General features: G+C 47.2%; 37 protein-coding genes. 31 read left to right on the top strand and 6 right to left on the bottom strand.

What is annotated here, in order from left to right:
* Positions 1 to 22: 22 nt before the first annotated feature.
* The 29 genes from rplW (at position 23) to J4864_RS03645 (ending at position 14,848) form a co-directional block, all read left to right on the top strand.
* Positions 23 to 367, top strand: coding sequence for a 50S ribosomal protein L23 (gene rplW / locus J4864_RS03785; protein WP_007368879.1), 345 nt, complete (start codon positions 23 to 25; stop codon positions 365 to 367).
* Between the two features lie 7 nt (positions 368 to 374).
* The gene (gene rplB / locus J4864_RS03780) at positions 375 to 1,202 is read left to right on the top strand and encodes a 50S ribosomal protein L2 (RefSeq protein WP_007368878.1); all 828 of its coding nucleotides are present in this window, start codon (positions 375 to 377) and stop codon (positions 1,200 to 1,202) included.
* A 22-nt stretch (positions 1,203 to 1,224) separates the two neighbouring features.
* Positions 1,225 to 1,494, top strand: coding sequence for a 30S ribosomal protein S19 (gene rpsS, locus J4864_RS03775; RefSeq protein WP_007368877.1), 270 nt, complete (start codon positions 1,225 to 1,227; stop codon positions 1,492 to 1,494).
* A gap of 36 nt (positions 1,495 to 1,530) precedes the next feature.
* On the top strand, positions 1,531 to 1,944 hold the full coding sequence (gene rplV / locus J4864_RS03770) for a 50S ribosomal protein L22 (protein WP_004352772.1): 414 nt from the start codon (positions 1,531 to 1,533) through the stop codon (positions 1,942 to 1,944).
* An 8-nt stretch (positions 1,945 to 1,952) separates the two neighbouring features.
* Complete coding sequence (gene rpsC / locus J4864_RS03765; protein ID WP_007368876.1) at positions 1,953 to 2,681, top strand: 30S ribosomal protein S3; 729 nt, start codon at positions 1,953 to 1,955, stop codon at positions 2,679 to 2,681.
* A gap of 14 nt (positions 2,682 to 2,695) precedes the next feature.
* Positions 2,696 to 3,124 (top strand): 50S ribosomal protein L16, encoded by a 429-nt coding sequence (rplP, locus tag J4864_RS03760; RefSeq protein WP_004335808.1) that lies wholly within the window; start codon positions 2,696 to 2,698, stop codon positions 3,122 to 3,124.
* Between the two features lie 5 nt (positions 3,125 to 3,129).
* A complete protein-coding gene (gene rpmC, locus J4864_RS03755; protein ID WP_007368875.1) occupies positions 3,130 to 3,324 on the top strand; it encodes a 50S ribosomal protein L29 in 195 nt (64 codons plus the stop codon).
* A 2-nt stretch (positions 3,325 to 3,326) separates the two neighbouring features.
* The gene (gene rpsQ / locus J4864_RS03750) at positions 3,327 to 3,593 is read left to right on the top strand and encodes a 30S ribosomal protein S17 (protein ID WP_004361615.1); all 267 of its coding nucleotides are present in this window, start codon (positions 3,327 to 3,329) and stop codon (positions 3,591 to 3,593) included.
* Positions 3,594 to 3,595: 2 nt separating this feature from the next.
* On the top strand, positions 3,596 to 3,961 hold the full coding sequence (gene rplN / locus J4864_RS03745) for a 50S ribosomal protein L14 (RefSeq protein WP_004352833.1): 366 nt from the start codon (positions 3,596 to 3,598) through the stop codon (positions 3,959 to 3,961).
* A 21-nt stretch (positions 3,962 to 3,982) separates the two neighbouring features.
* A complete protein-coding gene (gene rplX / locus J4864_RS03740) occupies positions 3,983 to 4,300 on the top strand; it encodes a 50S ribosomal protein L24 (RefSeq protein WP_040554868.1) in 318 nt (105 codons plus the stop codon).
* The gene (gene rplE, locus J4864_RS03735; RefSeq protein ID WP_007368873.1) at positions 4,300 to 4,854 is read left to right on the top strand and encodes a 50S ribosomal protein L5; all 555 of its coding nucleotides are present in this window, start codon (positions 4,300 to 4,302) and stop codon (positions 4,852 to 4,854) included. Before rplX ends, rplE begins: the two co-directional genes overlap by 1 nt.
* 5 nt (positions 4,855 to 4,859) lie before the next feature.
* Complete coding sequence (rpsN, locus tag J4864_RS03730) at positions 4,860 to 5,162, top strand: 30S ribosomal protein S14 (RefSeq protein ID WP_007368872.1); 303 nt, start codon at positions 4,860 to 4,862, stop codon at positions 5,160 to 5,162.
* Positions 5,163 to 5,286: 124 nt separating this feature from the next.
* Positions 5,287 to 5,682 (top strand): 30S ribosomal protein S8, encoded by a 396-nt coding sequence (gene rpsH / locus J4864_RS03725; protein ID WP_007368871.1) that lies wholly within the window; start codon positions 5,287 to 5,289, stop codon positions 5,680 to 5,682.
* A 14-nt stretch (positions 5,683 to 5,696) separates the two neighbouring features.
* Complete coding sequence (rplF, locus tag J4864_RS03720) at positions 5,697 to 6,263, top strand: 50S ribosomal protein L6 (protein WP_007368870.1); 567 nt, start codon at positions 5,697 to 5,699, stop codon at positions 6,261 to 6,263.
* A gap of 21 nt (positions 6,264 to 6,284) precedes the next feature.
* Positions 6,285 to 6,629 carry a 50S ribosomal protein L18 gene (gene rplR, locus J4864_RS03715; protein WP_007368869.1) on the top strand — a complete coding sequence of 115 codons (345 nt, stop codon included), beginning with the start codon at positions 6,285 to 6,287 and terminating at the stop codon, positions 6,627 to 6,629.
* Between the two features lie 6 nt (positions 6,630 to 6,635).
* Complete coding sequence (rpsE, locus tag J4864_RS03710) at positions 6,636 to 7,148, top strand: 30S ribosomal protein S5 (protein WP_211813666.1); 513 nt, start codon at positions 6,636 to 6,638, stop codon at positions 7,146 to 7,148.
* A gap of 19 nt (positions 7,149 to 7,167) precedes the next feature.
* Positions 7,168 to 7,344 (top strand): 50S ribosomal protein L30, encoded by a 177-nt coding sequence (gene rpmD, locus J4864_RS03705; RefSeq protein WP_211813663.1) that lies wholly within the window; start codon positions 7,168 to 7,170, stop codon positions 7,342 to 7,344.
* A 27-nt stretch (positions 7,345 to 7,371) separates the two neighbouring features.
* Entirely contained in the window at positions 7,372 to 7,818 is a 447-nt protein-coding gene (rplO, locus tag J4864_RS03700) for a 50S ribosomal protein L15 (RefSeq protein ID WP_007368866.1), read from the top strand.
* A 4-nt stretch (positions 7,819 to 7,822) separates the two neighbouring features.
* Complete coding sequence (gene secY, locus J4864_RS03695) at positions 7,823 to 9,163, top strand: preprotein translocase subunit SecY (RefSeq protein WP_007368865.1); 1,341 nt, start codon at positions 7,823 to 7,825, stop codon at positions 9,161 to 9,163.
* Between the two features lie 16 nt (positions 9,164 to 9,179).
* Complete coding sequence (map, locus tag J4864_RS03690) at positions 9,180 to 9,980, top strand: type I methionyl aminopeptidase (protein ID WP_211813657.1); 801 nt, start codon at positions 9,180 to 9,182, stop codon at positions 9,978 to 9,980.
* Between the two features lie 9 nt (positions 9,981 to 9,989).
* The gene (gene infA / locus J4864_RS03685; RefSeq protein WP_004352768.1) at positions 9,990 to 10,208 is read left to right on the top strand and encodes a translation initiation factor IF-1; all 219 of its coding nucleotides are present in this window, start codon (positions 9,990 to 9,992) and stop codon (positions 10,206 to 10,208) included.
* Positions 10,209 to 10,221: 13 nt separating this feature from the next.
* A complete protein-coding gene (rpmJ, locus tag J4864_RS03680) occupies positions 10,222 to 10,338 on the top strand; it encodes a 50S ribosomal protein L36 (protein WP_007368863.1) in 117 nt (38 codons plus the stop codon).
* A gap of 97 nt (positions 10,339 to 10,435) precedes the next feature.
* Entirely contained in the window at positions 10,436 to 10,816 is a 381-nt protein-coding gene (gene rpsM / locus J4864_RS03675; protein WP_025067926.1) for a 30S ribosomal protein S13, read from the top strand.
* 20 nt (positions 10,817 to 10,836) lie between these two features.
* Complete coding sequence (gene rpsK, locus J4864_RS03670) at positions 10,837 to 11,226, top strand: 30S ribosomal protein S11 (RefSeq protein WP_007368862.1); 390 nt, start codon at positions 10,837 to 10,839, stop codon at positions 11,224 to 11,226.
* 36 nt (positions 11,227 to 11,262) lie between these two features.
* A complete protein-coding gene (rpsD, locus tag J4864_RS03665; protein WP_007368861.1) occupies positions 11,263 to 11,871 on the top strand; it encodes a 30S ribosomal protein S4 in 609 nt (202 codons plus the stop codon).
* A 13-nt stretch (positions 11,872 to 11,884) separates the two neighbouring features.
* Positions 11,885 to 12,883, top strand: coding sequence for a DNA-directed RNA polymerase subunit alpha (locus J4864_RS03660; RefSeq protein WP_004383889.1), 999 nt, complete (start codon positions 11,885 to 11,887; stop codon positions 12,881 to 12,883).
* Positions 12,884 to 12,933: 50 nt separating this feature from the next.
* On the top strand, positions 12,934 to 13,443 hold the full coding sequence (gene rplQ / locus J4864_RS03655; RefSeq protein WP_013671039.1) for a 50S ribosomal protein L17: 510 nt from the start codon (positions 12,934 to 12,936) through the stop codon (positions 13,441 to 13,443).
* 240 nt (positions 13,444 to 13,683) lie between these two features.
* Positions 13,684 to 14,499, top strand: a complete 816-nt coding sequence (locus tag J4864_RS03650; protein WP_246479358.1) for an ATP-binding protein — start codon at positions 13,684 to 13,686, stop codon at positions 14,497 to 14,499.
* Positions 14,500 to 14,566: 67 nt separating this feature from the next.
* A complete protein-coding gene (locus J4864_RS03645; RefSeq protein WP_007368858.1) occupies positions 14,567 to 14,848 on the top strand; it encodes an STAS-like domain-containing protein in 282 nt (93 codons plus the stop codon).
* A gap of 379 nt (positions 14,849 to 15,227) precedes the next feature.
* Here the strand turns inward: J4864_RS03645 and J4864_RS03640 are convergent, their stop codons facing one another.
* Genes J4864_RS03640 through J4864_RS03620 form a run of 5 tightly spaced genes read right to left on the bottom strand, consistent with a single transcriptional unit; the run spans position 15,228 to position 20,660 of the window.
* The gene (locus J4864_RS03640) at positions 15,228 to 17,420 is read right to left on the bottom strand and encodes a DUF2357 domain-containing protein (protein WP_211813654.1); all 2,193 of its coding nucleotides are present in this window, start codon (positions 17,418 to 17,420) and stop codon (positions 15,228 to 15,230) included.
* 10 nt (positions 17,421 to 17,430) lie between these two features.
* Entirely contained in the window at positions 17,431 to 19,173 is a 1,743-nt protein-coding gene (locus J4864_RS11780) for an McrB family protein (RefSeq protein ID WP_246479357.1), read from the bottom strand.
* A 3-nt stretch (positions 19,174 to 19,176) separates the two neighbouring features.
* Entirely contained in the window at positions 19,177 to 20,289 is a 1,113-nt protein-coding gene (gene dcm / locus J4864_RS03630; RefSeq protein WP_211813647.1) for a DNA (cytosine-5-)-methyltransferase, read from the bottom strand.
* Position 20,290: 1 nt separating this feature from the next.
* The gene (locus J4864_RS03625; RefSeq protein ID WP_211813645.1) at positions 20,291 to 20,446 is read right to left on the bottom strand and encodes a hypothetical protein; all 156 of its coding nucleotides are present in this window, start codon (positions 20,444 to 20,446) and stop codon (positions 20,291 to 20,293) included.
* Entirely contained in the window at positions 20,433 to 20,660 is a 228-nt protein-coding gene (locus tag J4864_RS03620; RefSeq protein ID WP_007368852.1) for a helix-turn-helix transcriptional regulator, read from the bottom strand. The genes J4864_RS03625 and J4864_RS03620 overlap by 14 nt, the downstream gene beginning before the upstream one ends.
* 340 nt (positions 20,661 to 21,000) lie before the next feature.
* Here J4864_RS03620 and J4864_RS03615 point away from each other — a divergent pair, with 340 nt between their 5' ends.
* The gene (locus J4864_RS03615) at positions 21,001 to 21,849 is read left to right on the top strand and encodes a YMGG-like glycine zipper-containing protein (protein ID WP_211813643.1); all 849 of its coding nucleotides are present in this window, start codon (positions 21,001 to 21,003) and stop codon (positions 21,847 to 21,849) included.
* A gap of 211 nt (positions 21,850 to 22,060) precedes the next feature.
* On the opposite strand, the gene J4864_RS03610 is transcribed toward J4864_RS03615, so the two are convergent.
* Positions 22,061 to 23,182, bottom strand: coding sequence for a 5-methyltetrahydropteroyltriglutamate--homocysteine S-methyltransferase (locus J4864_RS03610; RefSeq protein WP_211813641.1), 1,122 nt, complete (start codon positions 23,180 to 23,182; stop codon positions 22,061 to 22,063).
* Positions 23,183 to 23,343: 161 nt separating this feature from the next.
* Here J4864_RS03610 and J4864_RS03605 point away from each other — a divergent pair, with 161 nt between their 5' ends.
* Entirely contained in the window at positions 23,344 to 23,817 is a 474-nt protein-coding gene (locus J4864_RS03605) for an Lrp/AsnC family transcriptional regulator (protein WP_211813639.1), read from the top strand.
* Positions 23,818 to 23,838: the final 21 nt, after the last annotated feature.

Below are 23,838 nucleotides of genomic sequence, written 5' to 3'. Positions count from 1 at the left end.
TAATTAGGAGACAAGAAGAATTATGGGATTTATCATTAAACCGATGGTCACCGAGAAGATGACCAAGTTGACAGACAAGTCTTCTGAGGATAAGGTCGTAAAGCACAAGGGCGAAAAGAGAACCATTCCGGCTCAGCCTAAGTATGGTTTCATCGTAAAGCCTGAGGCCAACAAGCTTGAGATTAAGAAAGAAGTTGAGGCTCTGTACAACGTTACAGTAGTAAGTGTGAATACCGCCCGTTATGCCGGCAAGCGTCAGGCGCGCTATACGAAGGCGGGTCTCGTGAAGGGACAGAAGAACGCCTTCAAGAAGGCTATCGTCACTTTGAAGAATGGCGATTCAATCGATTTTTACAGCAATATTTAAATAAAAAATGGCAGTACGTAAGTTAAACCCGGTTACACCGGGACAAAGACACAAGGTTATTGGCACGTTCGAGGAGATTACTGCATCCGTGCCAGAGAAGTCTCTCGTTTACGGTAAACGCTCTACCGGCGGTCGAAACAACACCGGTAAGATGACTGTCCGCTATATGGGCGGCGGCCACAAGAGGAAGTATCGTCTTATCGACTTCAAGCGAGAGAAAGATGGTGTTCCAGCTGTAGTGAAGACAATCGAGTACGATCCTAACAGGTCGGCCCGCATTGCGCTGTTATACTATGCTGATGGTGAAAAACGTTACATTATTGCTCCTAACGGACTGCAGGTGGGTGCGACACTGATGTCAGGTGCTGAGGCAGCACCTGAGGTCGGCAACGCCCTTCCGCTGGCCAACATTCCTGTCGGTACTGTAATTCACAACATCGAGTTACGTCCGGGTCAGGGTGCATTGCTTGTTCGTTCGGCTGGTAACTTTGCTCAGCTTACTTCTCGTGAAGGCAGTTATTGTGTCATCAAGCTCCCTTCTGGCGAAACCCGCCAGATCCTGTCGGCTTGCAAGGCAACTGTCGGTAGTGTAGGCAACTCTGACCATGCGCTTGAGCAGTCTGGTAAGGCTGGTCGCTCCCGCTGGCTGGGTCGCCGTCCTCACAACCGTGGTGTAGTCATGAACCCTGTTGATCACCCGATGGGTGGTGGTGAAGGCCGTCAGTCCGGTGGCCACCCGCGCTCACGCAAGGGCTTGTACGCAAAGGGTCTCAAGACTCGTGCACCTAAGAAGCTTTCAAACAAGTACATCATTGAGAGAGCTAACAAGAAGTAATCAAAGTAATTAAGAGTAAATTATGAGTCGTTCATTAAAAAAAGGTCCATACATCAACGTATCACTCGAGAAGAAGATTCTCGCCATGAAGGAGAGTGGTAAGCAGAATGTCGTCAAGACATGGGCCAGAGCATCAATGATTTCCCCTGATTTCGTGGGTCACACTGTTGCAGTTCATAACGGAAACAAATTTATCCCTGTTTACATTACTGAGAACATGGTAGGTCACAAGCTCGGAGAGTTCAGCCCTACACGCCGTTTCGGTGGCCACTCCGGTAATAACAAGAAGTAAGCAGGTCATCATCCATTTTGTAAATAGAAAAATATAATGGGAGCAAGAAAACATATAAAGGCTGAAGCTCGTAAGGAAGCTTTGAAAAGCCAGTATTTTGCAAAGCTCAAGGACTGTCCTTCTTCTCCGCGCAAGATGCGTTATGTCGTTGACATGGTTCGCGGGATGGAAGTAAATCGTGCCCTTGGCGTGCTGAGATTCTCCAAGAAGGCAGCTGCCCAGAACGTTGAGAAACTTCTGCGTTCAGCTATCAACAACTGGGAGACAAAGAATGACCGCAAGGCTGAAGACGGTGAACTCTATATCTCTAAGGTCTTCGTTGATGAAGGCGTTACGATGAAGCGCATGCGTCCTGCACCGCAGGGCCGTGGCTACAGAATCCGCAAGCGTTCTAACCACGTCACACTCTTCGTTGACTCGAAGGCTGACGCTAATAATGATGATAAATAAACAGTAGAATGGGACAGAAAGTTAATCCAATCAGCAACCGTCTTGGCATCATCCGCGGTTGGGAGTCAAATTGGTTCGGTGGCAAGAACTTCGGGGACAATCTCGTAGAGGACCGTAAGATCCGTACTTACCTGAACAAGCGTCTGGAGAAGGCCAGCGTTTCCCGCATTGTCATCGAGCGTACGCTGAAGCTCGTCACCATTACTATTTGTACCGCTCGCCCGGGTATCGTCATCGGAAAAGGTGGTCAGGATGTTGATAAGCTCAAGGAGGAACTGAAGAATCTCTTCAAGAAGGAGATTCAGATCAATATCTTCGAGGTTAAGAAACCTGAACTTGACGCAAATATCGTCGGTAACAACATCGCCCGTCAGGTAGAGGGGAAGATCGCTTACCGCCGTGCCATCAAGATGGCAGTGGCCAACACTATGCGCGCCGGTGCTGAAGGTGTCAAGATTCAAATCACAGGTCGTCTGAACGGCGCCGAAATGGCGCGTAAGGAAATGTTCAAGGAGGGGCGTACCCCGCTGCATACATTCCGTGCAGACATCGATTATTGTCAGACAGAAGCCCTTACTAAGGTCGGTCTGCTGGGCATCAAGGTGTGGATCTGCCGTGGTGAAGTCTACAACAAGGTTGACCTCACCCCTAACTTCGCCCAGGAGAAGAACAGCGGCCGCTCCAACAACGGTGGCCGTTCTGGAAGAGGTAATCGCAGAAGAAACAATAACCGTTAAAAGAAGAAGCTATCATGTTACAGCCAAAAAGAGTAAAATATAGAAGACCTCAGGACGGACGCGGCAACAAAGGCAACGCCCACAGAGGTACACAGCTGGCTTTCGGCTCATTCGGCATCAAGACGCTTGAGGCAAAGTGGATCGACAGCCGTCAGATCGAGGCCGCCCGTGTAGCCGTGAACCGCTACATGAACCGTCAGGGCCAGGTCTGGATACGTATCTTCCCTGACAAGCCTATCACCCGCAAGCCGGCCGATGTCCGTATGGGTAAAGGTAAGGGTGATCCCGCAGGATGGGTGGCACCGGTTACGCCGGGACGTGTTCTCTTTGAAGTAGAGGGCGTAAGCTTTGACATTGCGAAGGAGGCTCTCCGCCTCGCCGCACAGAAGCTGCCTGTGAAGACTAAGTTTATTGTTAGACGTGATTTCGATAAAAACGCTTAAGAAAGATGAAGATTAAAGAAGTAAGAGACCTCGATACCAAGGACTTGGTAGAGAAGATTGAGAATGCTGAGGCAGCGCTCACGAAGATGAAGCTGAACCATCAGATCACTCCGCTTGGGAATCCATCTCAGATTAAGACCGCTCGTCGTGATATTGCACGTATGAAAACAGAACTTTCCCAGAGAGAACTTAACAAATAACAATGGTCCAGATGGAAACAAGAAATTTAAGAAAAGTAAGACAGGGTGTCGTTATCAGCAACAAAATGGATAAAACCATCGTTATTGCGGCTAAGTTCAAGGAGAAGCACCCGATTTATGGTAAGTTTGTCCAGAAGACAAAGAAGTACCATGCACATGACGAGAAGAATGAGGCGAATGTAGGGGATACAGTGCTGATCATGGAGACTCGTCCTCTTTCCAAGACAAAGAGATGGAGATTAGTTCAAATCGTAGAAAAAGCTAAGTAATTATGATACAGACAGAATCAAAACTTACAGTATGTGATAACAGCGGCGCCCGTGAAGCCAAGTGCATTCGTGTGCTGGGGGGGACAGGCCGACGTTATGCAAGTGTTGGTGACGTTATCGTAGTTGCTGTACAGAACGTCATCCCGTCAAGTGAATTGAAAAAGGGTGCAGTATCAAAGGCTTTGATTGTACGCACAAAGAAGGAGATCCGCCGTGCGGATGGCTCATACATCCGTTTTGATGACAATGCGTGTGTATTGCTGAACAATGCCGGCGAAATCCGCGGCAGCCGTATTTTCGGCCCTGTGGCCCGTGAGCTGCGTGCAGTGAACATGAAGGTCGTTTCTCTGGCACCTGAGGTTCTTTAAATGATTAAATTGAATAATAAAATGGCAAAATTCCATATAAAGAAAGACGACCAGGTCATTGTCCTTGCCGGTGCAGACAAGGGGAAGACCGGTAAGGTGCTCAAGGTCATCGCAGACAAGGAGCGTGCTATTGTTGAGGGCGTGAATATGGTCTCGAAGAGCACGAAACCTTCTGCTGCTCATCCGCAGGGTGGAATCATCAAGCAGGAGGCTGCAATTCATATCTCAAATTTAAGTCTCATCGATCCGAAGAGCGGCAAGGCCACACGTATCAAGATTGAACGTGAAGGCAAGACTGTTAAGCGCATCGCTAAAAAGTCAGGGGAGGAAATCAAGTAATGAATACAGCTCAGTTAAAGAAGCAGTACAAGGAGCAGATCGCTCCGGCTCTGCAGAAGCAGTTCAACTATTCTTCAGCGATGCAGATTCCTGTCCTGAAGAAGATTGTCATCAACCAGGGACTGGGTGATGCAACGCAGGACAAGAAGCTCATTGAGGTCGCTGTCAACGAGATTTCTTCTATCACGGGCCAGAAGGCGGTCGCAACCTATTCGAAGAAGGATATTGCGAACTTCAAGCTGCGCAAGAAGATGCCTATCGGTGTCATGGTGACCCTGCGCCGTGAGCGCATGTATGAGTTCCTCGAGAAACTTGTCCGTGTCTCTCTGCCGCGTATCCGCGACTTCAAGGGTATCGAGAGCAAGTTCGATGGACGTGGAAACTATACGCTCGGTATCACCGAGCAGATTATTTTCCCGGAGATTAATATCGATCAGGTTGACCGCATCCAGGGGATGAACATTACCTTCGTCACATCGGCTAAGACCGATGAGGAGGGTTTTGCTTTGCTGAAGGGCTTCGGACTTCCATTCAAGAATGCTAAAAACGATTAATTGATATGGCAAAAGAATCAATGAAAGCTCGCGAGGTAAAGCGTGCAAAACTGGTTGCACGCTATGCCGAGAAACGCGCAGCTCTGAAGAAGATCATCGCTACTTCAAAGGATCCTGAAGAGGCTTATGAGGCAGCCCGCAAGCTGCAGTCCATTCCGAGGAACGCAAACCCGATCCGTCTGCACAACCGTTGCAAGATCACCGGTCGTCCGAAAGGATACATGCGTCAGTTCGGCCTCTCTCGTATCCAGTTCCGTGAGATGGCTTCACAGGGACTGATTCCGGGCGTGAAGAAGGCAAGCTGGTAATCAAATATTTCGATGCGGATAGTGAATTGTAATTTATATTTTGTACCTTTGCAGTTCATTATCCGCTTTCAAGCGATTTTTAATATTGTCGGGGTGGTCCCGATTAATTAAACTTTTATATTTTATGACAGATCCAATAGCAGATTATCTGACAAGACTCAGAAACGCGATCATGGCTCATCACCGTGTCGTTGAGGTTCCTGCGTCTAACTTGAAGAAGTCTATCACCAAGATTCTCTTCGAGAAGGGTTACATCCTGAACTACAAGTTCGTGGAGGACGGCCCCCAGGGTTCCATCAAGGTCGCACTGAAGTACGATCCTGTAACGAAGCAGAGTGCAATCAAGAAACTGAAACGCGTTTCTACCCCAGGTCTTCGCCAGTATACGGGCTACAAAGACATGCCGAGAGTGATCAACGGACTTGGAATCGCTATCCTTTCCACGTCTAAAGGTGTAATGACTGACAAAGAGGCTGCTGCTGAGAAGATCGGCGGTGAGGTTCTTTGCTACATTTATTAATTGGAGGATTGAATATGTCAAGAATAGGAAAATTACCAATTAGTATCCCAGCAGGTGTTACAGTAGCTCTCAAGGAGGGTGTTGTTACCGTGAAAGGTCCCAAGGGCGAACTTTCCCAGAAGGTTGATCCTTCCATCAAGACGGTCATCGCGGACGGGCAGGTTTCGTTCGAGGTCGACGAGAACAGTCCGGTAAATTACAAGCAGAAGCAGGCGTTCCACGGTCTCTACCGCTCACTTGTCAACAACATGGTTGTAGGTGTCAGCGAGGGCTACAAGAAAACAATGGAACTTGTCGGTGTCGGCTACCGTGTCTCGAATCAGGGCAATCTGGTAGAGTTCTCTCTTGGTTACACGCACCCGATCTTCCTCCAGCTTCCTTCAGAGGTGAAGGTTGAGACGAAGAGTGAGCGTAACCAGAATCCTCTCATCACGCTTGAGTCAGCCGACAAGCAGCTGCTTGGTCTTATCTGTGCAAAGATTCGTTCTTTCCGTAAGCCTGAGCCTTATAAGGGTAAGGGTATCCTGTTCCAGGGTGAGGTTATTCGCAGGAAGTCTGGTAAGACAGCTGCAGCTAAGTAACTTTAATACATCATTACGATTATGACAACAAAGAAAGAACAAAGAAGAATTAAGATAAAATTCCGCATTCGTAAGAGTGTGAACGGTACTGCAGAGCGTCCGCGTCTGAGCGTCTTCCGCAGTAACAAGCAGATTTATGCACAGGTGATCAATGACCTGACGGGTACGACCCTTGCTTCTGCTTCTTCACTCGGTCTCGAGAAGATGGCCAAGATTGAACAGGCTAAGAAGGTCGGTGCGCTTGTAGCTGAGCATGCCAAGGCTGCCGGTGTTGAGAAGGTTGTTTTCGACCGTAACGGTTATCTCTATCATGGCCGCGTACAGGCTTTGGCTGACGCTGCACGTGAGGGAGGGCTTAATTTCTAAACGATTATGGCAATGAATAGAGCAAAAGTAAATAGTGACGTTGAACTGAAAGACCGTCTGGTTGCTATCAACCGTGTAACGAAGGTTACCAAGGGTGGTCGTACTTTCACATTCGCAGCTATCGTCGTTGTAGGTGACGGTAAAGGCGTTATCGGCTGGGGTCTTGGTAAGGCTGGCGAGGTTACCGCCGCCATCCAGAAAGGTACTGACTCTGCAAAGAAGAATCTCGTGAAGGTTCCTGTACTGAAAGGAACTGTTCCTCATGAGGCGGAGGCGCGTTTCAGCGGTGCCCACGTTCTCCTCAAGCCGGCCGCTGCCGGTACGGGGCTGAAGGCCGGTGGTGCTATGCGTGCCGTTCTTGAGAGCGCAGGCGTTACAGATGTGATTGCAAAGTCCAAGGGGTCTTCCAACCCCCACAACCTCGTGAAGGCTACGATTGCCGCCCTCTCTTCTATGCGCGATGCGTATACGATTGCCGGTGAGCGTGGTATCAGTATGGACAAAGTGTTTAACGGTTAATCATAGGGAGGTATTTTTTATGGCAACGATTAAGATTAAGCAGGTTAGAAGCCGTATTGGCGCTCCTAAAGACCAGAAGAGTACGCTGCTAGCATTGGGGCTTCACAAGATCTCCCAGGTTGTTGAAGTAGAGGACACTCCAAGCCTCCGCGGCATGATCCGCAAGGTGCACCATCTGGTATCAGTAATTGATTAATGAATCTTTTAAAAGAAAACAGTAATTATGAAATTAAATAATTTGAAACCAGCTGCAGGCTCTACCCATTCACGTCGCCGTATCGGACGCGGTCCCGGTTCGGGACTCGGCGGTACGTCTACCCGCGGTCACAAGGGTGCGAAGGCCCGTTCTGGTTACAAGAAAAAGGTCGGCTTCGAAGGTGGCCAGATGCCTCTCCAGCGCCGTGTTCCGAAGGGTGGCTTCAAGAACATCAACCACAAGGAGTATTTCGCTGTAAACCTCTCGACGCTCCAGGCACTTGCCGAGAAGAAGAATCTTACCAAGATCGGAATTGAGGAGTTGAAGGCCGCAGGGCTGACCAGCGGAAAGGAACTCGTCAAGATCCTCGGTAATGGTGAACTGAAGGCGAAGCTGGAGGTTTCGGCCAACGCTTTCTCCAAGTCTGCTGAAGAAGCGATCAAGGCAGTAGGTGGTAACACAACTATAATCTAAGTTAATGAAAAAGTTTATTGAGACACTGAAGAACTGTTGGAAGGTTGAGGATCTGCGTCAGCGGCTCCTCATCACCATTCTGTTCACGGCTATTTACCGTTTTGGCTCGTTCGTTGTGCTTCCTGGCATCAACCCGGCTCTTCTGGAAAAATTGCAGTCACAGACAGCAGGCGGCCTTATGTCGCTTCTGGACATGTTCTCCGGTGGTGCATTTTCCCATGCGTCAATCTTCGCATTAGGAATTATGCCATACATCTCAGCTTCTATCGTCATGCAGCTCCTTGCCGTCGCCGTACCTTATTTCCAGAAGATGCAGCGCGAGGGTGAGAGCGGACACAAGAAGATCAACTGGTATACGCGTGTCCTGACAGTAGTGATCCTACTGTTTCAGGCACCGTCTTACCTGATGAACCTGAAGATGCAGGCTTCCGGCGCACTGGCGACAGGTGTCAGCTGGACGACCTTCATGATTCCTGCGACGATCATTCTGGCGGCAGGGTCGATGTTCATTCTCTGGCTCGGTGAGCGCATAACGGATAAAGGTGTCGGCAATGGTGTTTCGCTGATCATTATGATCGGTATTATCGCACGTCTGCCTCAGGCCTTCATACAGGAGGTGAGCAGCCGCTTTACGGCGATTACCAGCGGTGGTCTCGTCATGTTCATCGTTGAGATCGTCATCCTTTATGCTGTTGTATGTGCATCAATCCTTCTCGTACAGGGTACCCGCAAGGTGCCTGTGCAGTATGCTAAGCGTGTTGTCGGCAACAAGCAGTACGGTGGGGCACGTCAGTATATTCCTTTGAAACTGTTTGCGGCGAATGTGATGCCGATCATCTTTGCACAGGCATTGATGTTTATTCCGTTGGCCGTTGTCCAGTATTCGACTGACAACACCAGTTCTGTCCTCCAGTCTCTTATGAACACGAAGAGTCTGGCGTACAACTGTGTTTATGTGCTTCTTATCGTGGCTTTTACGTATTTCTACACGGCAATTACACTGAACCCGACCCAGATGGCTGAAGACATGAAACGGAACAACGGTTTCATTCCCGGTGTCAAGCCCGGAAAGGACACGGCTGACTACATCGACACGGTGATGACCCGCATTACGGGGCCGGGGTCTCTGTTCATTGCTTTCATTGCCGTTATGCCGGCATTGGCAGGCCTCTTGAATGTGCAGGACGCTTTCGGCCAGTTCTTCGGCGGTACGTCATTACTGATTCTTGTCGGAGTGGTGATCGACACCCTCCAGCAGATCGAGTCACATCTGATGATGCGCCACTATGACGGACTTCTCAATTCCGGTCATACACGTGGTAACGGCGGTGTTGCTGCCTATTAGATCTTTATCTTGAGGAATGAACATATTTCTGAAGACGGAAGATGAAATTGAACTCATGCGTGACGCCAACCTGCTGGTCGGAAAGACCCTGGCAGAGGTTGGCCGTCATATCAGGCCTGGTGTAACGACGCTCCAGTTAGACAGAATAGCTGAAGCGTTCATCCGTGACAATGGGGCTGTTCCTACTTTCAAGGGCTTTCCTAATCCCTACGGGCCTCCTTTCCCCGGCAGTATCTGTTCCTCCGTCAACGATGTCGTGGTACACGGCGTTCCCAGTGATGAGGTGGTCTTGAAGGACGGTGACATAGTCTCTGTTGACTGTGGTGCTTTACTTCAGGGGTTCAACGGTGACAGTTGTTATACTTTCTGTGTCGGGGAGGTCAGTGATGACGTCAGGCGTTTGCTTCGCGTCACGAAGGAATCCCTCTACAGAGGCATAGAGGCTGCACAGGCCGGACACCACGTGGGAGACATCGGACAGACGGTCCAGGATTACTGTCAGGAACGGGGATATGGCATTGTCCGTGAGCTGACAGGTCATGGGATCGGTCGTGAGATGCACGAGGATCCGCCTGTCCCCAACTATGGCAGACGGGGGAGCGGCACATTGCTCAAGGCGGGTATGTGCATCGCCATTGAACCGATGGTCACGATGGGCAGCCGGGAGATTGGTATCCTGCCTGACCGCTGGAGCATCGTCACACGTGATCACCGTCCGGCGGCTCACTTCGAGCATACGATTGCCATCAGGGCGGGGAAGGCCGACATTTTATCTTCTTTCGATGAAATAGAACATTTAGAAGGACAAAATTTTTAGACATAGAATATGGCAAAGCAGACTGCAATAGAGCAGGACGGGACAATCCTTGAAGCACTTTCAAATGCGATGTTCCGTGTAGAATTGGAGAATGGCGTTGACATCACCGCTCATATTTCCGGTAAGATGAGAATGCACTACATCAAGATCCTTCCCGGTGACAAGGTGAAGGTCGAGATGAGTCCATACGACCTGACTAAGGGTCGAATCGTTTTCAGATACAAATAAACAACATAGAGATATGAAGACAAGAGCATCATTAAAGAAGCGTTCAGCCGACTGCAAGATCGTTCGCCGCAAAGGTCGTCTGTTCGTGATCAACAAGAAAAACCCTAAGTTCAAAATGCGTCAGGGCTAAGTTAAAAAAGCGTAAAGGATAAGCCTTTTCGCAATTAATGCTTACCTTTGTATGCTTTTTAGCGAAAAAAGACATTTATTTAATCAATTATCAAACAATGGCAATAAGAATTGTTGGAGTAGATTTGCCCCAGAATAAGCGTGGCGAAATCGCATTGACCTATATCTACGGTATCGGTCGAAGTAGTTCAGCAAAGATATTGGATAAGGCTGGTATCAACCGTGACCTGAAGGTCAGCGAGTGGTCTGATGACCAGGCAGCCAAGATCCGTGAAATTATCGGTGCTGAGTTCAAGGTTGAAGGTGATCTCCGTTCAGAGATCCAGATGAACATCAAGCGCCTCATGGATATAGGCTGCTATCGTGGTGTAAGACATCGTAATGGTCTTCCTGTTCGCGGTCAGAGTACCAAGAACAACGCTCGTACCCGCAAGGGAAAGAAGAAGACTGTTGCTAATAAGAAGAAGGCTACTAAGTAATTCTAAGGAGGAAATTAATTATGGCAAAGAAATCAGCAACATCTAAGAAAAGAAATGTAAGGGTTGATGCACTGGGTCAGCTCCACGTACACAGCTCATTCAATAACATCATTGTATCTTTGGCTAACAATGAGGGTCAGGTCATCTCCTGGTCTTCGGCTGGTAAGATGGGATTCCGCGGATCAAAGAAGAACACTCCTTACGCTGCACAGATGGCGGCAGAGGATTGCTCGAAGGTGGCTTTCGATCTCGGTCTTCGCAAGGTTAAGGCATACGTGAAGGGTCCGGGTAACGGTCGTGAGAGCGCTATCCGTGCGGTGAACGCAGCAGGTATTCAGGTGACTGAAATCGTTGACGTAACTCCGTTGCCACACAACGGCTGCCGTCCTCCAAAGCGTCGTCGTGTATAATCACATCTTATAACTTTAAAAGAATTCATATTAATTATGGCAAGATACATAGGTCCAAAATCACGAATCGCCCGCCGTTTCGGTGAGCCCATTTTCGGCGCAGATAAGGTATTAGCTAAGAGAAACTTCCCTCCAGGGCAGCACGGCAACAACCGTCGCCGCAAGGTGTCTGAGTATGGTGCTCAGCTCGCAGAGAAGCAGAAGGCGAAGTACACTTATGGCGTTTTGGAGCGTCAGTTCCGTAATCTATTCGACAAGGCTGCCAAGGCTGACGGTATTACCGGTGAGGTTCTTCTCCAGAGCCTCGAGAGCCGTCTGGACAATGTCGTGTTCCGTCTGGGCATCGCTCCTACCCGTGCAGCAGCCCGTCAGCTCGTCAGCCACAAGCACATCGTCGTCAACGGTAATGTAGTGAATATTGCTTCTTATCAGGTAAAGGCCGGTGACGTTGTCGGCGTTCGCGAGAAAGCCAAGTCGCTGGAGGTCATCGAGGCTGCTTTGGCTGGTTTCAACCACAGCAAGTATCCTTGGCTCGAATGGGATGAGAATGGCAAGTGCGGTAAGTTCCTTCACCGTCCGGACCGTGCTGACATCCCGGAGAACATTAAGGAGCAGTTAATCGTTGAGTTGTACTCTAAACAATAAAATCATTGAATTAATGGCGATATTAGCATTTCAAAAACCTGATAAAGTAGTGATGCTGGAGGCCAATGACCATTTCGGCAAGTTCGAATTCCGTCCTCTTGAGCCTGGCTTCGGTGTTACCATCGGTAACGCCCTCCGCCGCATCCTCCTTTCATCGCTGGAGGGTTTTGCTATCAATACCATCCGCATTGCTGGTGTAGAGCACGAATTCTCTTCAGTTCCCGGTGTAAAGGAAGATGTCACCAACATCATCTTGAATCTCAAGCAAGTTCGATTCAAGCAAGTAGTAGAAGAATTCGAGAATGAGAAAGTTAGTATCACCGTAGAGAATTCCACCGAATTCAAAGCAGGTGATATCGGTAAGTATCTGACTGGATTTGAAGTGTTAAACCCTGATTTGGTGATTTGTCATTTAGACTCCAAGGCTTCTATGCAGATTGATTTGACCATCAACAAGGGACGTGGCTACGTCCCTGCTGAGGAGAATCGCGAGTTCTGCACTGATGTAAACGTACTTCCAATCGATTCCATCTACACCCCGATCCGTAACGTCAAATATGCCGTTGAGCCCTATCGTGTCGAACAGAAGACCGACTATGACAAACTGGTTGTTGAAGTTACGACCGATGGTTCCATCCACCCGAAGGATGCACTGAAAGAGGCAGCGAAAATCCTCATTTATCACTTCATGTTGTTCTCCGATGAGAAGATCACGCTTGAGAATCCGGATCAGGAGGGCAACCAGGAGTTTGACGAGGAGGTGCTGCATATGCGCCAGCTGCTGAAGACCAAGTTGACTGATGCCAGTCTCAATCTGAGTGTCCGCGCGCTTAACTGCCTCAAGGCTGCTGACGTGGAGACGCTGGGCGACCTCGTACAGTACAACAAGACGGATCTCCTGAAGTTCCGCAACTTCGGCAAGAAATCGCTTTCTGAGCTTGATGATTTGCTCGAGAGTCTGAATCTGTCGTTTGGAACCGACATTACAAAGTATAAACTGGATAAAGAGTAGTTGACAAGTTAACGAGTTGACGGCTTTGTCCACAACAGGTAAAAAACAAAATGAGACATAATAAGAAATTCAACCATCTGGGTCGTACTGCTGACCACCGCGCAGCACTGCTTGCAAACCTTGCAGTTGCGCTGATCCAGCACAAAAGAATCACTACGACCCTCGCCAAGGCAAAGGCTCTGAAGAAGTATGTAGAGCCGCTGATTACACGTTCTAAGAACGATACAACCAATTCACGTCGTGTTGTATTCCGTTATCTTCAGAACAAGGAGGCTGTTACCGAACTCTTCAAGGAGATTTCAGTAAAGGTAGCTGACCGTCCGGGCGGTTACACGCGTGTTATCAAACTTGGTACCCGTCAGGGTGACGCTGCTCAGATTGCATTCATCGAGCTGGTCGACTATGACGAGAACATGGCCAAGGCTCCAAAGGCTGAAGCCAAGAAGACCCGTCGTAGCCGTCGCTCTGCAAAGAAAGCTGACGCTCCTGTTGCAGAAGCACCTGTCGCAGAGGCTTCTGAAACTAAGGAGAATGCAGCTGAAGAGGCAAAGGCTGAATAATCCGAATAGATTTTTCTCTATAATAAAGAACTCCCGGTACTTTAAGTGCCGGGAGTTTTTGTTTGCATTACTTACATTTCCTATTGGATTGTGCATTTAAATACTAAAATGTGAAAGCTTATTTTTATCTTTTTCTTTTGTTTTCTTTTTCCCTTTTTCGGCCACAATAGAATATTCCTTATTTTGATATTTTTGTGTGTATATTTAGATTTTATTGTTATCTTTGCAAAAACGAGTGTTATGCATCAAGATTATAATATCCTTTTTACAACGGTTGATAAGAGTTTGTGGTTAGGTTTGATTGCAGACTCTCATCATAAGTATTGTTGTCAAGGAAATAATCGTTGTGTTTATATATCGTTTGCCAAGGAAATATCTGTCGATGGTCTGACACCAATGCATTTGGTTACGCTTGCATGTCTTATTCAGTTTTTGACAGATAATGAATGGAAATCATACCTTACAGCCAATAATGATGCTGTAGACAATTATATTTATAATGAATTGCATTTCTCTGAATATTGGTCGGGGCAAAAGAATCATGTTGCAACATCTTGTTCTCCTAATATTTTCAATTTGTGGAGGATAGTTGACCAAGAGAAAGATTTGTATGCAAAAGAAGTTGAGCAGTATTTTAAGAACAACTATTTTCAGAATAAGGATTTAAGTTCTATCAGTCTTAGCTTGACAGAAGCTTTCTATAATGTGTTTGATCACGCTTCGGCTAATAATAATGCCTTTTCTTTGATCATGTATGATGAAAAGAAGCAGGTGTTGTATGCAGCTATATCTGATTTCGGAGTAGGCATTGCTAATTCTGTTCGTAAATATTTACCATCTATTGATGATGATAGAACAGCTTTATTAAAGGCTGTTGAAAATAACTTTACGGTCAAATCAACTGGAAGAAACAAGGGGAAGGGACTTGATAATATATTGTCCTGTGCAGATGTCTGCCGGATTTTTAGTGGAAACGGCTTGCTTGTAGACAATAATGGGGATCGTAGGTGTTATGATGTTGATTTCTTTTTTTCCAGGAACATTGTTATACTTTGAAGTCAATCTTGCTCGGATGGAAGAGGAAGAAATTCTTGATATGTTTGTTTTTTAATAGGTTTAAATTATGTGTATTGTAAATGTAAGAGATATTTTGATTTCTCATGCTAATTTGCCAGATGCCGGTGCAAAATTCTATAAGATAATCGTGTGTGCAATTACCTCAGGGGATAAAGTTGTAGCGGATATGGATGGAGTCAGTTCTTTGCCTTCCATCTTCTTAAATGTATCTTTGGGTAAAATCATTGATGAATATGATATGGATACATTGAAGCAACATGTCAGTTTCAGTAATATTACACGTAGTCAAGCTGAACGTCTGAAGGACTATTTAATACGTTACAATTAAAAAGAAGTATCAAAATGTTACTTCCTTTTCACTATATAGGATACCAATTATATCTGTTTCTTAAGTTGTTGAATTTTTCCTACTTCAGCATCCTTGACACATACCCATTGTGGCGGAACCATTTATGCGCCCAGTTGGGTACCATGAAGATATAGCCGGAGATGTCCTCGTGCGGGGCACAGTCGAGTTGGTTGCCGATGATGTCGGTGGCTTCTTGTACAGATGTTCTGTATAGCCGTGCCAGCTCTTCACGTATGAGGGTATAGGTGAGATGCTGCGGATAGCTGCTGCGTTGACGGGTTGACCGTCTAATAGCCGTAACAGTTCCTCTTTAGAAGGTATTTCCTTTTTATTTCAAAATAAGAAAATTACTGCGAACTTACTTGTTTGTTGCCATACATTCCTCCAACTTTTCAAAAGTCGTATCAACAAACGTGTAACCAATCATTCTTGTTGTATCTATTGGCTGAAGGTTCGCATATTGTTTGCGGACATACTTAAGCTCAAAAGCCAAGCGGAGAGCTTTGCTATCGGCATCGTCCTCGTCTGTTTGCTTTGCTTCTTTACTTGTAATAGTCCGCACCTTGGTAATCTCATACACATCACGCACTCCTTGCCCTTTGATGTAAGGCATGAAGAAATGTAGGTCTTGCAAGGCGATGGTTGTCGGGAACTGCTTTCCTGTATAATACAAGGTCGCCGTTCCGTCAGCGAACGCTTGATATTGTATATTGTCCTCTTTCACCAATCCTATAAGCACACGGTTGCCAACTTCCACATACGTACCCTTTTGCGGTATGACATGGGCAATGGTCTCATAGGACTTGGTTTGGATGAGTTCTTCAATGAAAGTTTCCAAGAGTTTTCTGTTCTCCACATCCTTAGGGCGAAGAGGAAAAGCACCAATGTTCACTTCCTTGATGGTCTTGTAGAACTTCGATACAGCCACGCCATCCGGATCGCCGTCACCAGGGAAGAGAATATAACCGCCTATGACCTCTTTCTTCAAGGCATTGGCATCATAATCCTTGTAGTATATGGCATCACGATAGCGGTGCATTTGATTGATGGCATCCTCTGGTGGTGTATCCACACCATTGTCCCTGCCATCAATGCGATACTTCGCATCAAAGAGATAGGTCATTTTCATGCCTTGCTGCAAGTCGTTCTTGGTAAGCTGCAACACAATGTCTGGTTTCTGTGGCACGGTCGGCACTACCAGATTTTTCATGCCCACATTGTCGTTTTCTTTATCGGCATTCTTAGGATTATAGACCAGCTCAGCCAACTCTATGCCATCCTTGCGGAACAATATGCGTGAGTGTTCACCTTTTCCAAGTTCCCATGAGAAAATACCGTTCATCTCCATGCGGTTGCGGTGCTCCACATCTTCATCTTCCAGGTGCAGCTGCTCTTTGACGATATGGCTTACTTCTATGAAACACCATATCTCATACAGCGTGGCTATATCCTTTGTCTGCAAGCGATACAGACCGTCATTCAGGGAGTAGGCTCTTCTCAGCAAGTTCCATGTGCGGTACACCAGGCTATAGCCCGTCGCCTTTTGCAGCACCATGCTCTCCTGGCTCATTCCCTTAAACCGTCCTATGGTCCGGAAGAACGGATGATGTTGCAGTCGCTTCAATGTTTCCGAGGTCGCAAGCATGGCTGCTTTCATCGTGTCGGATGCTGTCCTTACGGCCTCAATACGTTGACGCAGTTTCTCATACCGCTTGCTTATCTGATGAAGGGCAAATTTCAGGAAGCGGTTCTCCTGCGTGTCGTTCGACTGTATCTGTTGCTCCACACGATAGAGATATGCTGGTTCTCGGCGGTGTTCTGCCAGCCTGTTCTCAATGTTATGGGAAGTTTGTTTCAGCTTGTCAGCTCTCAGATATACTTCCTCACCATGAAGTCTGTGGCGGGGGCGGTCTATGATGCTTTTGCAAGCTTTTATGAATTTCTGTTGCTCCCCCTCAAACACGCTCCACCAGACGATGTCGGGATGCTCTCCGTTTTGGTCGGGAGAAAAACCATGAAACGTGCGCCGCATATAGTCCAATGACAACATGCGGTATTCCCGCTCAATATCCTCCACGATGACACGCCAATGTTCATGATAATCGAGCTTTGTGCTCAGGACTTCAAAGCCGAAACGGAATGTCCTTGTCTCTTTGCCTACCTTATATATAATCTGTATCTCGCTCCGACCGATCTCGTTTTTGTAGTTGACAACCCCAGCCAAGATGTGACGACGAAAGCTAAATCGGTCATTGTCGTTTTGCAGGATGGAACCAAACTGGGCGTCATTCACATAGTCTTTGAATTCTATCCAAATGGGATAGTCCATGTTGTCGAAGAATGTGGCAGGGGCTGAAACGCCTTGTTCGATGTCTGTCTCATGGTCGGCATCCATTGTCCGTTTCACCGACACTACACCTTCCGACCAAGAGTAAGTGGAGTAGAGTTTGTCCTCGCCCACGTTACTCTTGGCCTTGTTCCAAATGCCGTCGAATTTCGTACATTCGACAATCATCGTGAAATCCTTATGATCAACTGTCAATAGTTCCATCTATACCTTGTCAGCTCCAAAAACTTGTATAACCCGAAACAAGTTTGTCTTTCATTTCCTTCAGCTTTGCCAATGATATGGACTTTACGGTATTCTCTTCTCCCGACACTTCTTTTAATCCTTCTTCAATGGTCTCGGTTAGGCTGTCAAGGAGTTTGTCGCTGACCTTTGTGTCGTCACCCTCAATGCGTGACAGTACTTTCATGCCGGTAATCTCGTCCAAAGCACGGGCCACGACATACCCTTGTGGAAGTTCCTCATCGTTTTCTCCCTTCTTGTACGGTAGGTTGTTCACCACATAAAGCAAGAACTCATTGCGTGTACGATAAGCAACCTTGAATGGTGTACCTTCCAAGACAGAATTAACCGCATCAAGGTAAGTCAGCACGGTTTCACAGACCTCCTTGTTGGCTGCATATACATCCATGCCTTCAACGGCATAGCCTATAAGTTCTGCCTTGTCGAGTTTGCCTATTGGCTCATTGCGCTCGGTCAGACCTCCGTGCAAATCTACCTCGTTCATTTCAATGGTCATGGCTCGGTCAAGCACCTTGCGGGAGAAAGAGAACGTTGTTTCGTCCATATTCACTGTGCCTACGACTATGAGGTTTTGAGGTATGCAAATTCCTTGCTCGTTGAATTGCTTGCGAATATCCTCGTCTGATGTCAGCGAAGCAGTCAGATTAAAATACCATTCTTCGTCGGCCTTTTCAACTATAGGGTCTGTTGTCACTGTGCCATCCTCATGGCTCTTGCGTGACTCTATCACGCTCAGATATTCGGCAAAATACTGCTCTACAGGGGCAAGATTCATCTCGTCCAGGCACAAGAAGTATGGAGTTTCAGTGTTTTCCCATGCTTTGGCGATGAATTTCAAGAACTCTCCTGCCACAAACTCTGCCTTGCCGCTGACACGACTCACATAACCAATCAAATCGCTTGAGTCATGCCAATTGGGCTTCACCTGTACCATTTGGAAATTCCTGGGCTTTTGCGCCTTGTATTCGTCTGTGCCTTCGTCCCAACAAGCCCTTGCCAACTCACGTACTATTCGGCTTTTTCCTGTACCAGAAATTCCCGCAAGCAAAAGAAAAGGCTTGGACTTGATGGCGGTGATGTAGGGGCGGTAGGTGGAATATTGTTGCTTCGATGACTTTGCTTTTTCTATGGTAATCTTATCAACCCCATCTATTATTATTTTAGCCAAATCTTGCTTATCTGCAAGGAATACACATAAATCCACAACATATGATTGTGAGGCATTAACCAAACAGGCACAAGCTAATATAGGAGAAACATAGAAGTCCCCTCTATCTATAGTTTTTGCACCATGCCACCAATCATAATCTGTGATAAAACGATTCAAATAGTTTTTGGAAGTGTCATTCAAATCAAGTGACTGTAGCGAGTTTTTCTCTTCAGCTGTAAGATTTCCTTTATCCAACACTTTTAAGCGTTCTTTCGTAGCGACTTTAAGTGCATACTTTTTGTACCTAATCAGTTCATTATAGAAATCAGTAAAGTATGATGCCATATAGAACCATTGATTAGGCAAAAATATATTTAGATAGCCTCGTTGATATCCTTTGGTTTGAATGATCGCTGAGTAACTATTATATGTAACAGTATTGCCATTAATTTCTTTTACCTGTTCTTTGAAAGTGAGTGGCAACACAAAGTCATTGCCGTCATACTGATTGAATTTACCAGAGGCAAGACTATAAATCTGTTGCAGATTCCTTAATTCTTCCATTTTTTATTCATTTAACAATTGTGTTACAATCTCTTTAGCTAATCGTTTTATTACAGGCAAAGCAACACTATTTCCAAATTGATGGTATGCTTCTTTCCTCGAAACCACGATTTTGTATTCTTGATTACTTGCATTATAATTAGCATTCTTTGCACACTCGGAATTTTGCCAACCTTTGCCAATAATTCTATATCCCTGTAATCGTCCAGCTTCCACAGGTGTAAGACGTCGAGGATTCAAACCTTTGTCTGATTGGTCTATAAGAATCTCACTCCCATCTTTCCAATAGCGAGCAGAAATAGTACTACAATAAACACTTTCTGAATTAAAAAGGCTATAACCAAAGCCTTTGCCATTGGCTTTATTTCTTTCCTTTCTTCTTTGATGTCCTTCCCATAATCTATCACTTATAGTATAATATTCATCAATGGAATCTTCCGGTTCAAAGATGTCGGAAACCTTGGTCTTTATAATCCTATCACTTAAATCTTTGGTTTTATCATAAATTGTATTTTCATTTTTGTCTATTCCATAAGGAAATTTAAATAAGCTTGCCTTCACAAGATCTTTGTACCATGCAATAATAAACAAACGTTCTCTATTTTGTGGAACACCAAAGTTTTTAGCATTTAACACTTCAAAGCTGTAAGCATACCCCAATTCTTCTAATGTCGCAAGAATTGTTTTTAAAGTTTCTCCTTTCATGTGTGTTTTAAGTCCTTTAACATTTTCAAGGAACAACACTTTTGGAGGGCAACCAATACTAATCTTTTGTTTTACGATATTGGCAATATTAAAAAACAATGTGCCTCTTGTGTCTTCAAAACCTCGTCTAAGTCCTGCTATAGAAAAAGGTTGACAAGGAAATCCACCACAACAAACATCAAATGGAGGTATTTCTACAGGATCTTGCTTTGTTATATCTTCATTAAAATATTTATTGTTGTTTTCAAAAAGATTTGGGGCTATATTTTTATAATTAGCTTCATATGAAATACGAGCATTCTTGTCCCATTCGCTTGCAAACACGCACTTCATACCGACAGAGTGCATTGCTTGATGAAAGCCTCCAATGCCTGCAAATAAATCGATAAACGTATATGTCTTCTTTGCCATATTATTTCTCACCCCATTTTTTTACATTATCTCTCGCAACTGATAAGCTAATCTTATCAACAACATCCGCTTGAGAGACGTTTTCCGAGAGGGTTGAAATAACCTTGCTAATTTTATTCATCTGCTCAAAGAGTAATCCGTTCTTATTCTGTTCCATCTTTCTTAAATTCTTCGAACCTTACCAAGTCTGTCAGTTCTACATCTAATATTTTGGCTATCTGCATCAGATTGCCTAAATCAGGCTGACTTGAATTGGTACACCATTTAGATACAGTTGTTTGGTCTTTACCTAACTGTTCAGCCAACCATTTGTTCGTCCGTCGCTTTTCTGCAAGAACTACTTTTAGCCTATTTAAATTTTTACTTGCCATATAGTAATCGTTTCTCTTGGCAAAGATACGTTTTTTTTCCCATATAAAGAATGTCTTGATAAAGTTTATAGGATATTCGCAATAAAATGAATTATATTCTATTATTAAATATGCAATTCTTGTTCTTAGGCTGATGCACTGCTACAAAAGTCCGTTTTTATCAGTGCCTGGTACTCCTGTTCCCAGCCGTTGGGAACAGGTGTACCCATCGGTTGGGAATCGTATTCCCGATCGGTTGGGAAGTGCAGTTTTAGGGTTTTCCCCTTGTCTGGTAGGGAAATGGCTTTGCGGATATGGGAGAAAATAGCTACCTTTGTGAACATAAAGTAATTTGTAAGTTATGAAGAAGTTGTTTATTCTACCGATTTCGGCAGCTGTCCTGCTGAGCAGCTGCGGGACGTATGCCGGCTCGGGAGCGATGACCGGCGGATCGCTGGGCAGCGTGCTGGGTAGTGCCATCGGCGGTATTGCGGGCGGCGCACGCGGTTCGGATATAGGGACGATTGTCGGCATGGCGGGCGGTGCCATTATCGGTGCTTCGGCAGGAGCAAAGGCCGACCAGCGTACGCAGGATGAGGTACACGACCGTTATGAGAAAGTGCAGCAGCGCAAGGCCCGTATGCAGCGGAGCCGTGCGGGGCGGGATGATTACAGTCAGACGGACGACTACGCCCTGTCCGGCAGACGTGACAGCAGCGGATTTGATGCGACGAACTCCGGCGACGACCGCCTCTACGACTTCCAGGGCAGCGACTATACAGGCGATTACAGTGCCGCTCAGCCCAAGACAAAGGCTCCGGCGGAGTCGAGTGTGGAGGATCTGGCCGGAAGTTACCGCTACACGCCTAACATCGAGATCCTGAATGCCCGTTTTGTAGACGACAACCAGGATGGGGTGCTGTCACGCAATGAGGTCGGCAAGATCATCTTTGAGGTGATGAACCGCGGGGAGAAGCCTGTCTATGATGTTCAGCCCTCGGTGCTGGAGACGACAGGAAATCCGCACATCTACATCAGTCCTTCCATTCATGTGGAGAGCATCGCCCCCGGCAAGGGCATCCGCTACACGGCACTTGTGAAGGCCGACAAGAAACTGAGGACCGGGAGGGTCGCATTCGCCGTGACGGTCCTGCAAGGACAGAAGAGCATCAGCAAGGTGACGGAGTTCAATATAAGAACGGGGAAGTGAGTAGACGAGTTGACAGTCGACGGGTTGACAAGTTGGCTGACAGGGTTGTGTGACGGCGGCTGTTTAAAGCCAGCCTTGAGGTGTGTCGGGATTTCCGACTAAGTTTTTCTGTGCGGTTCTGATGGCGGACAACCGGAACGGCGTATGAACGGAAAGAGGGCGTACCCGGCAGACTGCCGGGCACGCCCTCAATGTGTTTCCACAGGCATCTTTATTTCCACACGTCGGCGGCGATCTTCTGTACGAGGTCGATCTTCGCCCACTGTTCCTCCTCGGTCAGTTTGTTGCCGATTTCGCAGGAAGCGAAGCCGCACTGCGGACTGAGGCAGAGGTTGTCGTGGGCGACATACAGTTCGGCATCTGCAATGCGTGCCTTGACCTGCGCTTCGTCCTCCAGCTCCGGCCGTTTGGTCGTAATCAGTCCCAGTACGACTTTCTTGTCGGCAGGCACGTATTCCAGCGGTTCGAAACCGCCGGAACGTTCGTCGTCGTATTCCAGATAGAACGCATCGACATTCTCCTGTGCGAAGACGAACGGTGCCACCGGGTCGTAAGCCCCCCGGCAGGCGTAGGTGGAATGGTAGTTGCCCCGGCAGATATGGGTGGTGAAGGCGATGTCGGCCGGTCTGCCTTCGAGTGCGAGGTTGTTTATCTTCAGGTATTTCTCCGCCTCGTTCTCCAGGGTGGCGTGGTCGCCCTCGCGCGCCTTCCAGTAATCCTTGTCGACGATCATTCCCCATGTACAGTCGTCGAACTGTATGTTGCGGCAGCCTGCGGCGTGGAGGTCGGCTATTACCTGCCGGTAAGCCTCGGCGATGTCGTGCAGGAGCAGGTCGAAGTCCGGGTACACCGCCTCCGTGTTCTTCGTGTTGTCGCCCCGGTAAAGCTCGGCGAGCAGCTGCGCCGGAGCGGGGATTGTCTGGCGTGCGGTGATGCCCTCCTCTTCAAACTGCTTGACGAACCTGAAGTGCTCGACGAAGGGGTGGTTCTCTCCGCTGATGCGTCCTGTCAGGCGGATAGAGCCTGGTGTCGTCTCCTCGCCGTGGAACTGATAGCCGTGTTCGAGTTCTATCTCCTCGATGCCGTTGAATCCCCACATGAAGTCCAGATGCCAGTAGCTTCTCCGGAACTCACCGTCGGTGATCACTTTCAGGCCGTGCGCCTTCTGTTTGGCGATCAGGTCGGTGATCAGGCGGTCTTCCACGGCTTTCAGCTGCCGGCGGTCTGTCTTTCCTTCTGTAAACTGTTTTCTTGCCTCCTTCAGTTCTGCCGGGCGGAGGAAACTGCCCACGATGTCGGCACGGTAAGGTGCGTTGGATGGAATGTTGCTCATATATCTTCTGTTCTTTTGTTTTGTTCCTGACGGATTGTGGGTGCAAAGTTATGCAAAAGATAATTCTCCTCAAAATATCCTGCATTATTCAGGAAAATATGCTACCTTTGCCATGTTTTTATGCAATCTGACAGAATATTATTCTGCAAAAAGTGGAAGAAATGGAGCATACAACCAGTCTGGACGAGACGGACCGCCGGATTCTGAAAATCCTGCAGCAGGACTCCCATCTGACGGTGAAGGAGCTGGCTGCACGTGTCCACCTCTCTCCGTCTCCGGTCTTCGAGCGGCAGAAGCGGCTGGAGCGTGAGGGTTACATTGCACGCTACATGGCCGTCGTCGATGCCCACAAGGTGGGGAACGGCATCATGGTGCTGTGCAACATCCGGCTGAAGCAGCACTCGCAGGGGCTGATCCAGGAATTCATGGACGTGGTGCAGGGCATTGACGAGATTACGGAGTGCTATAACACCAGCGGCGATTACGACTTCCTCATCAAGGTGTATGCACAGGATATGAAGAGCTACCAGCAGTTCATGCTCAACACGCTGGGCAAGATCGACTGCATCGGAAGCCTGCACAGTATCTTCATCATCGACGAGACAAAGAACACGCATGGCGTGCCGATACCGTAAGGGATACGGGGGCGTGCGGCT

It is taken from the genome of Prevotella multiformis (genome assembly GCF_018127985.1).
Lineage (GTDB): Bacteria > Bacteroidota > Bacteroidia > Bacteroidales > Bacteroidaceae > Prevotella > Prevotella multiformis.
This window is presented reverse-complemented; position numbering and strand designations above follow the sequence as displayed.

What these genes read in the sequence shown, in the direction of transcription:
- rplW (WP_007368879.1), top strand. Translation starts at nt 23, where the DNA reads ATGGGATTTATCATTAAACCGATGGTCACCGAGAAGATGACCAAGTTG.
- rplB (WP_007368878.1), top strand. Translation starts at nt 375, where the DNA reads ATGGCAGTACGTAAGTTAAACCCGGTTACACCGGGACAAAGACACAAG.
- rpsS (WP_007368877.1), top strand. Translation starts at nt 1,225, where the DNA reads ATGAGTCGTTCATTAAAAAAAGGTCCATACATCAACGTATCACTCGAG.
- rplV (WP_004352772.1), top strand. Translation starts at nt 1,531, where the DNA reads ATGGGAGCAAGAAAACATATAAAGGCTGAAGCTCGTAAGGAAGCTTTG.
- rpsC (WP_007368876.1), top strand. Translation starts at nt 1,953, where the DNA reads ATGGGACAGAAAGTTAATCCAATCAGCAACCGTCTTGGCATCATCCGC.
- rplP (WP_004335808.1), top strand. Translation starts at nt 2,696, where the DNA reads ATGTTACAGCCAAAAAGAGTAAAATATAGAAGACCTCAGGACGGACGC.
- rpmC (WP_007368875.1), top strand. Translation starts at nt 3,130, where the DNA reads ATGAAGATTAAAGAAGTAAGAGACCTCGATACCAAGGACTTGGTAGAG.
- rpsQ (WP_004361615.1), top strand. Translation starts at nt 3,327, where the DNA reads ATGGTCCAGATGGAAACAAGAAATTTAAGAAAAGTAAGACAGGGTGTC.
- rplN (WP_004352833.1), top strand. Translation starts at nt 3,596, where the DNA reads ATGATACAGACAGAATCAAAACTTACAGTATGTGATAACAGCGGCGCC.
- rplX (WP_040554868.1), top strand. Translation starts at nt 3,983, where the DNA reads ATGGCAAAATTCCATATAAAGAAAGACGACCAGGTCATTGTCCTTGCC.
- rplE (WP_007368873.1), top strand. Translation starts at nt 4,300, where the DNA reads ATGAATACAGCTCAGTTAAAGAAGCAGTACAAGGAGCAGATCGCTCCG.
- rpsN (WP_007368872.1), top strand. Translation starts at nt 4,860, where the DNA reads ATGGCAAAAGAATCAATGAAAGCTCGCGAGGTAAAGCGTGCAAAACTG.
- rpsH (WP_007368871.1), top strand. Translation starts at nt 5,287, where the DNA reads ATGACAGATCCAATAGCAGATTATCTGACAAGACTCAGAAACGCGATC.
- rplF (WP_007368870.1), top strand. Translation starts at nt 5,697, where the DNA reads ATGTCAAGAATAGGAAAATTACCAATTAGTATCCCAGCAGGTGTTACA.
- rplR (WP_007368869.1), top strand. Translation starts at nt 6,285, where the DNA reads ATGACAACAAAGAAAGAACAAAGAAGAATTAAGATAAAATTCCGCATT.
- rpsE (WP_211813666.1), top strand. Translation starts at nt 6,636, where the DNA reads ATGGCAATGAATAGAGCAAAAGTAAATAGTGACGTTGAACTGAAAGAC.
- rpmD (WP_211813663.1), top strand. Translation starts at nt 7,168, where the DNA reads ATGGCAACGATTAAGATTAAGCAGGTTAGAAGCCGTATTGGCGCTCCT.
- rplO (WP_007368866.1), top strand. Translation starts at nt 7,372, where the DNA reads ATGAAATTAAATAATTTGAAACCAGCTGCAGGCTCTACCCATTCACGT.
- secY (WP_007368865.1), top strand. Translation starts at nt 7,823, where the DNA reads ATGAAAAAGTTTATTGAGACACTGAAGAACTGTTGGAAGGTTGAGGAT.
- map (WP_211813657.1), top strand. Translation starts at nt 9,180, where the DNA reads ATGAACATATTTCTGAAGACGGAAGATGAAATTGAACTCATGCGTGAC.
- infA (WP_004352768.1), top strand. Translation starts at nt 9,990, where the DNA reads ATGGCAAAGCAGACTGCAATAGAGCAGGACGGGACAATCCTTGAAGCA.
- rpmJ (WP_007368863.1), top strand. Translation starts at nt 10,222, where the DNA reads ATGAAGACAAGAGCATCATTAAAGAAGCGTTCAGCCGACTGCAAGATC.
- rpsM (WP_025067926.1), top strand. Translation starts at nt 10,436, where the DNA reads ATGGCAATAAGAATTGTTGGAGTAGATTTGCCCCAGAATAAGCGTGGC.
- rpsK (WP_007368862.1), top strand. Translation starts at nt 10,837, where the DNA reads ATGGCAAAGAAATCAGCAACATCTAAGAAAAGAAATGTAAGGGTTGAT.
- rpsD (WP_007368861.1), top strand. Translation starts at nt 11,263, where the DNA reads ATGGCAAGATACATAGGTCCAAAATCACGAATCGCCCGCCGTTTCGGT.
- J4864_RS03660 (WP_004383889.1), top strand. Translation starts at nt 11,885, where the DNA reads ATGGCGATATTAGCATTTCAAAAACCTGATAAAGTAGTGATGCTGGAG.
- rplQ (WP_013671039.1), top strand. Translation starts at nt 12,934, where the DNA reads ATGAGACATAATAAGAAATTCAACCATCTGGGTCGTACTGCTGACCAC.
- J4864_RS03650 (WP_246479358.1), top strand. Translation starts at nt 13,684, where the DNA reads ATGCATCAAGATTATAATATCCTTTTTACAACGGTTGATAAGAGTTTG.
- J4864_RS03645 (WP_007368858.1), top strand. Translation starts at nt 14,567, where the DNA reads ATGTGTATTGTAAATGTAAGAGATATTTTGATTTCTCATGCTAATTTG.
- J4864_RS03640 (WP_211813654.1), bottom strand. Translation starts at nt 17,420, where the DNA reads ATGGAACTATTGACAGTTGATCATAAGGATTTCACGATGATTGTCGAA.
- J4864_RS11780 (WP_246479357.1), bottom strand. Translation starts at nt 19,173, where the DNA reads ATGGAAGAATTAAGGAATCTGCAACAGATTTATAGTCTTGCCTCTGGT.
- dcm (WP_211813647.1), bottom strand. Translation starts at nt 20,289, where the DNA reads ATGGCAAAGAAGACATATACGTTTATCGATTTATTTGCAGGCATTGGA.
- J4864_RS03625 (WP_211813645.1), bottom strand. Translation starts at nt 20,446, where the DNA reads ATGGAACAGAATAAGAACGGATTACTCTTTGAGCAGATGAATAAAATT.
- J4864_RS03620 (WP_007368852.1), bottom strand. Translation starts at nt 20,660, where the DNA reads ATGGCAAGTAAAAATTTAAATAGGCTAAAAGTAGTTCTTGCAGAAAAG.
- J4864_RS03615 (WP_211813643.1), top strand. Translation starts at nt 21,001, where the DNA reads ATGAAGAAGTTGTTTATTCTACCGATTTCGGCAGCTGTCCTGCTGAGC.
- J4864_RS03610 (WP_211813641.1), bottom strand. Translation starts at nt 23,182, where the DNA reads ATGAGCAACATTCCATCCAACGCACCTTACCGTGCCGACATCGTGGGC.
- J4864_RS03605 (WP_211813639.1), top strand. Translation starts at nt 23,344, where the DNA reads ATGGAGCATACAACCAGTCTGGACGAGACGGACCGCCGGATTCTGAAA.